Below are 4,362 nucleotides of genomic sequence, written 5' to 3'. Positions count from 1 at the left end.
ATAGGGGCCCCGGCCAAACACATCCACCCAGCCGGGCACACCCACCAAAAGACCGGGCCTGAGCCGAAGCGCGCAGCGAAGCACATCCACCCACCCGGGCACCAGCCACAAACAACCGGGCACCCCACCAAACCCCGGGCCTGAACTACACCAGCGCCCGCGCGTAGTTCGCCAGCGAACGCTGGTAGCGCGGCAGCAGCGGAGCCAACGCCCCCAACGCCACCGCCACCGCCTCCCGCTCCCGCCCCACATCGGCCAGGCACAACGCCAGGAACCCCCGCACCGCACCGTCCAGGTGATCCGACGGCGCCGACAGCTCGGGTTCCAGCAGGGCCACCCCCGCCGCCGGGTCACCCGTGTTGCGCAGTGAGCTCGCGAGCTGGATCAGCGCCCGCCTGCGGCGCTCCCCGACCAGCCCCGCCGCCAGCGCGTCCCGGTAGAGCGGCACCGCCAGGTCGGAGTGCCCGGTGGAGTCCAGCGCCGCGGCCCGTTCGAACGGCGAGCGCGGGTCGTCGGCGGGCAGTTCCTCGGTCAGGTCCGTGATGAGGGCCCGGAACTCGGCCTCGCCTCGGGTGTCCAGCTCCGCCCACGTGCCCGCGAGCCGGGCTTCCCAGTCCACATCAGTCACGCGCCCACCCTCTCAGACCGTTCCTGAGGGCGCTGCCCGCCGGGGTCAGAGCTTGCGCGGCCAGACCGCCCGGCGCAGCGCGGCGAACAGCGCCTCGGTCTTCGGTTCCACCTCGGCGAGGTAGTCGCCCAGCAGTTCGGGGTGGCCCGCCGGGTCCGGTTTGGGGCGCGGGCCGGGGTGCGCCCAGCTCACCCTGAGCAGCTTCGCGGTCACGTCCGACCACCATGCGGTGACCTCCCGGACGACTTCCGCCTCGTGCTTGGTGGTGGCCTCCACCGCGCGCCCGGCCTCGAACAGCTCCCCGCCGAGCTTCGCCGCGCGGACGGATTCCTGCTGGCGGAACTCCTGCTCGGCCTGGTGGGCCAGGCCGAGCAGGGCCTTGTAGCGGTTCGCCGGGTCGGGGGCCGTCATGGCAGCTCCAGGGCGCTGGTGGTGTCGAACGGGATCAGCACGTCGGGGCGGCTGTGCGTGGTGCGGTCGAAGAACACCGCCCGGTGCGGTCGCGGCGACCAGTCGACGACCTGCCCGGCGGCGAGGGTGTTGAGCTCCGCGCCCTGCACGTCGAGCGCCACCCAGCCGCCGATGTCGTCCATGCCGGCGAAGCCGAGGGTTTCCTTGAACCGGCCCATGCCGCGCCACCAGCCGAAGGTGTGCACGTGCCGGGCGGGTCCGTTCTTGAGCAGTTCGCGCAGCTTGTCGAACCCGCTCTTGGCCAGCGGTGTCTCCTTGGCCTCCAGCAGGTGCGCGGTGGCGTCGACGGCGTAGAAGAACACGTACTGCCGCACCGGGGCGGTCTCGTCGGCGAGCTTGGTGATCTCCTCGGTGATCTTGGCGACGTCGTCGCCGGTGCGCACCGACACCTCGTGCCCCTTCGCGCGCAACCGGTCCGCCGCGGCGGTCACCCTGGGCTCCAGCGACTGCACCGGGCACCACAGGTGGAACTCGCACTCGCCCGCGGAGTGCAGTTCGCCCAGCGACAGCGCGGCGCTCTCCAGCACCGACAGGGCGTCGGCGGTGGCGGTGCCGATCACCGCGAGGTTGCGGCCGGGCACCGGTTCCAGCCGGAACACCGCCGCCTTGTCGTCCACCTCGATGATCTGGCCCAGCACCGGTCCGCGCGGGCCGGTGAAGTCGGCCGCGTGCACCAGTTCCGGCTGGTGCGCGCCGTCGAACAGGCGCGGTTTCGGCGAGGTCATCCGCGCCCACAGGGTGCGCTGCAACTCGTCGAAGGTGCCCCGGCTCGACGCGTCGGGGACGTGGGCGACCTCGTTGCCGTGCGCCACCCCCGACTCGTGGTTGACCACCGCGTGCCAGCGCGGCAGCGCCAGCGCGGCGTTGTTCTCCTGCGCCAGCACCCGCTTGGCCTTGGGCATGGCGATGCGCAGCGTGCACTGGTCGTAGACCGCGGGCTTGCCCCAGAACGCCTCGATCCCGGCGATGTCCTGGCTGGCCAGCACCAGGTGGATGCCCTGCGAGCGACCGCGGCGGGCCACGTCCTCCAGCAGCGCCGCGGCCTGCTGGGTGATCTGGTCGCGCCCGCCGAACAGCGCCTGGAACTCGTCGATGACCGCGACGATCCGCGGCCAGTGCCCGTCCGGGTCGGCCTCGCGCAGCTCGGCGAGCTTGGTGACCTCCTGGCGCTTGGCCGCCGCCGCCCGCCTGGCCAGCTCCCCGGTCAGGAACCGCAGCAGCGCCAACCCGAACTCGCGGTCGGTGTTGACGTTCACCCCGACCAGCCGCGCCTGCGGCAGCCAGGACGGGTCCTTGCGGCCCGGGGTCAGGCCCGCGAAGGACACGCCCTCCTTGAAGTCCAGCAGGTACAGCTCCAGCTCCGACGGCGGGTAGCGCGCGGCCAGCCCGCCGAGCACGGCGTAGAGCAGGTTCGTCTTGCCCGAGCCGCTGGGGCCCGCGACCAGGGCGTGCGGGGTGGCGTCGCCGAGCACCACCTCGACCGGTTCGCCCTCGTGGAAGCCGATCGGGGTGCGCAGCTCCTCCACCGAGCTGCCGGTGCCCAGGGTGTCCGGGAGCAGGTCGGCGAACTCGCGCGGGCGACCCCGGCGCACCAGCACGTCCGCGGCGATGGTGGTGGCGGCGTGGTTGACCTGCGCGGGCGGCGGCGCCGGGTCGGCGCGGACCACCACGCCGGGGCCGGTCATGCTGCACGTGGCCCGCTCGGCGTCGGTGAAGGTGACCGTCTCCACCGGGGAGTTCGCCGTGATCGGCATGTCCACCAGCACCAGGTGCACCCCGGCCTCCGGGCCGGTGCGGGCGATGCGGTTGAGCTCCCGGTACTGCTCGTCGGGCAGCGGGTCGCCGTTGCCGAACAGCACCGCCACCCGCCACGGCTCCACCCGCCTGCCCGCCGCGGCGCTGGCCGCCCGCGGCGTCTGGTGCACCCGCAGCGACTGCGCGTGCACCCGGCGGATGTGCCCGGCGAGCTGCGCCAGCAGGTCGTCGAGCCGGGTGGGGTCGTGCACCACCATCACACCCGCGGCGGTCAGCGGGTGCAGCGACGGCAGCGGCCCGGTCAGGTGCCCCACGTCCCACAGGTGCAGCCGCACCAGGCCCGGGGCGAAGGCGCTGACCAGCCGCATCACCAGGGTCTCGACCAGCGCGTCGGCGGCGGGCCTGCTGCCGGTGGTGGTGTTGACCCGCAGGTGCCCGACGTCGAGCAGCGGCACCGCCAGCGGGAAGGCGTCCTCCGGCGCGGAGTGCTCCACCAGGGCCGACCCGACGCGCCACAGCCGCGGCGCGTGCGCGCCCGGGTCGGTGCCCGCCGGACCCAGCCAGGTCTGCCACGGCTCGCCCGCGGCCCCCGGGGCCTCGTCGAGCACCAGCCGGTGCACCTGGGCCAGGCCCTCGCGGTGCCACTGCTCGTAACCGGCGTCGCGGCGGGCGGTGATGCCGTCCCACACCGCGCGCAGCGCGTCGTCCTCGGCCATCCGCCGGGCCAGGTCCGCGTCGGTGGCCGCGGCGGCCAGCCCGAGCAGGCGGATCTCCTTCTCGAACTCCAGTTGCCGGTGCCGGGTCTCCGCGCGCACCCGCGCGCCCTCGGCGGCGCCCAGCGCGTGCCCGAGCACGGTCCGCAACGCCGTCAGCGCCTCGTCGACCCGCCGCCTGCGCTCACCCCTGGCCATGTCCCACAGCCTCGTCCGGTAGTCGTCGATTGTCTCCCGCGCCCACACCACGGGTTCGGCCGCCGCCGGGACCGCGCGCGGGGTCCCGGCCGGGTGCTCACAGCCGCTCCGCGTACTCCTCCGCCGAGGCGATGCTCGACTGGATGGTCGTCTGCACGCCCCGCAGGGCCTGCAACGCCTCCGCGAGCAACGCCTGAGACTGCGACGTCTCCGCCCGCGTGCTGCCCCGGGTCGCGTTCAGCAGCGCGCTCTGGGCCTCGTCGAGCTGCATCGAGGCCTGGGTGATCGCGGCGATGCCGGACTGCGCCTTCTCGGTGGCCTGCGCGATCGCGGCCCGGATCTCCTCAACACCCGCCATGTCGGCACAATTTAGTGGCGATGATCAGTCCCGGCCGAACCGGGTACTCCGTTCGGGCGCCGGGCGAACCGGTTCGCCCTCGAAGTTCGGCCGTCCGGGCGACCTCGTCGCCTCGGGGGTTGACCGGTGCTGTGTCACCGAGGGCGCTTCGTTGGGGTGCTCGGGTGGTGGATGTGCTCGGCTTTCGAGCCCGGTTGTTTGTTGGTGGTGCCCGGCTGGGTGGATGTGTTTGGCCGGGG

4 protein-coding genes are annotated in these 4,362 nt (G+C 73.7%); all 4 read right to left on the bottom strand.

Features of this window, described 5'->3' with window-relative positions; translation table 11 throughout:
* Positions 1-145: 145 nt before the first annotated feature.
* Complete coding sequence (locus UO65_RS02760; protein WP_035278412.1) at positions 146-628, bottom strand: tetratricopeptide repeat protein; 483 nt, start codon at positions 626-628, stop codon at positions 146-148.
* A 45-nt stretch (positions 629-673) separates the two neighbouring features.
* Positions 674-1,039, bottom strand: a complete 366-nt coding sequence (locus tag UO65_RS02755) for a hypothetical protein (protein ID WP_035278410.1) — start codon at positions 1,037-1,039, stop codon at positions 674-676.
* Positions 1,036-3,765, bottom strand: coding sequence for an FtsK/SpoIIIE domain-containing protein (locus tag UO65_RS02750; RefSeq protein ID WP_035278414.1), 2,730 nt, complete (start codon positions 3,763-3,765; stop codon positions 1,036-1,038). Before UO65_RS02750 ends, UO65_RS02755 begins: the two co-directional genes overlap by 4 nt.
* Before the next feature lie 97 nt (positions 3,766-3,862).
* Positions 3,863-4,123 (bottom strand): hypothetical protein, encoded by a 261-nt coding sequence (locus tag UO65_RS02745; RefSeq protein ID WP_035278409.1) that lies wholly within the window; start codon positions 4,121-4,123, stop codon positions 3,863-3,865.
* Positions 4,124-4,362 lie beyond the last annotated feature (239 nt).

Origin of the sequence: Actinokineospora spheciospongiae (genome assembly GCF_000564855.1) — a bacterium.
GTDB lineage: Bacteria > Actinomycetota > Actinomycetes > Mycobacteriales > Pseudonocardiaceae > Actinokineospora > Actinokineospora spheciospongiae.
The sequence above is the reverse complement of the archived record's forward strand: the minus strand, read 5'-3'. Positions and strand labels throughout refer to the sequence as shown.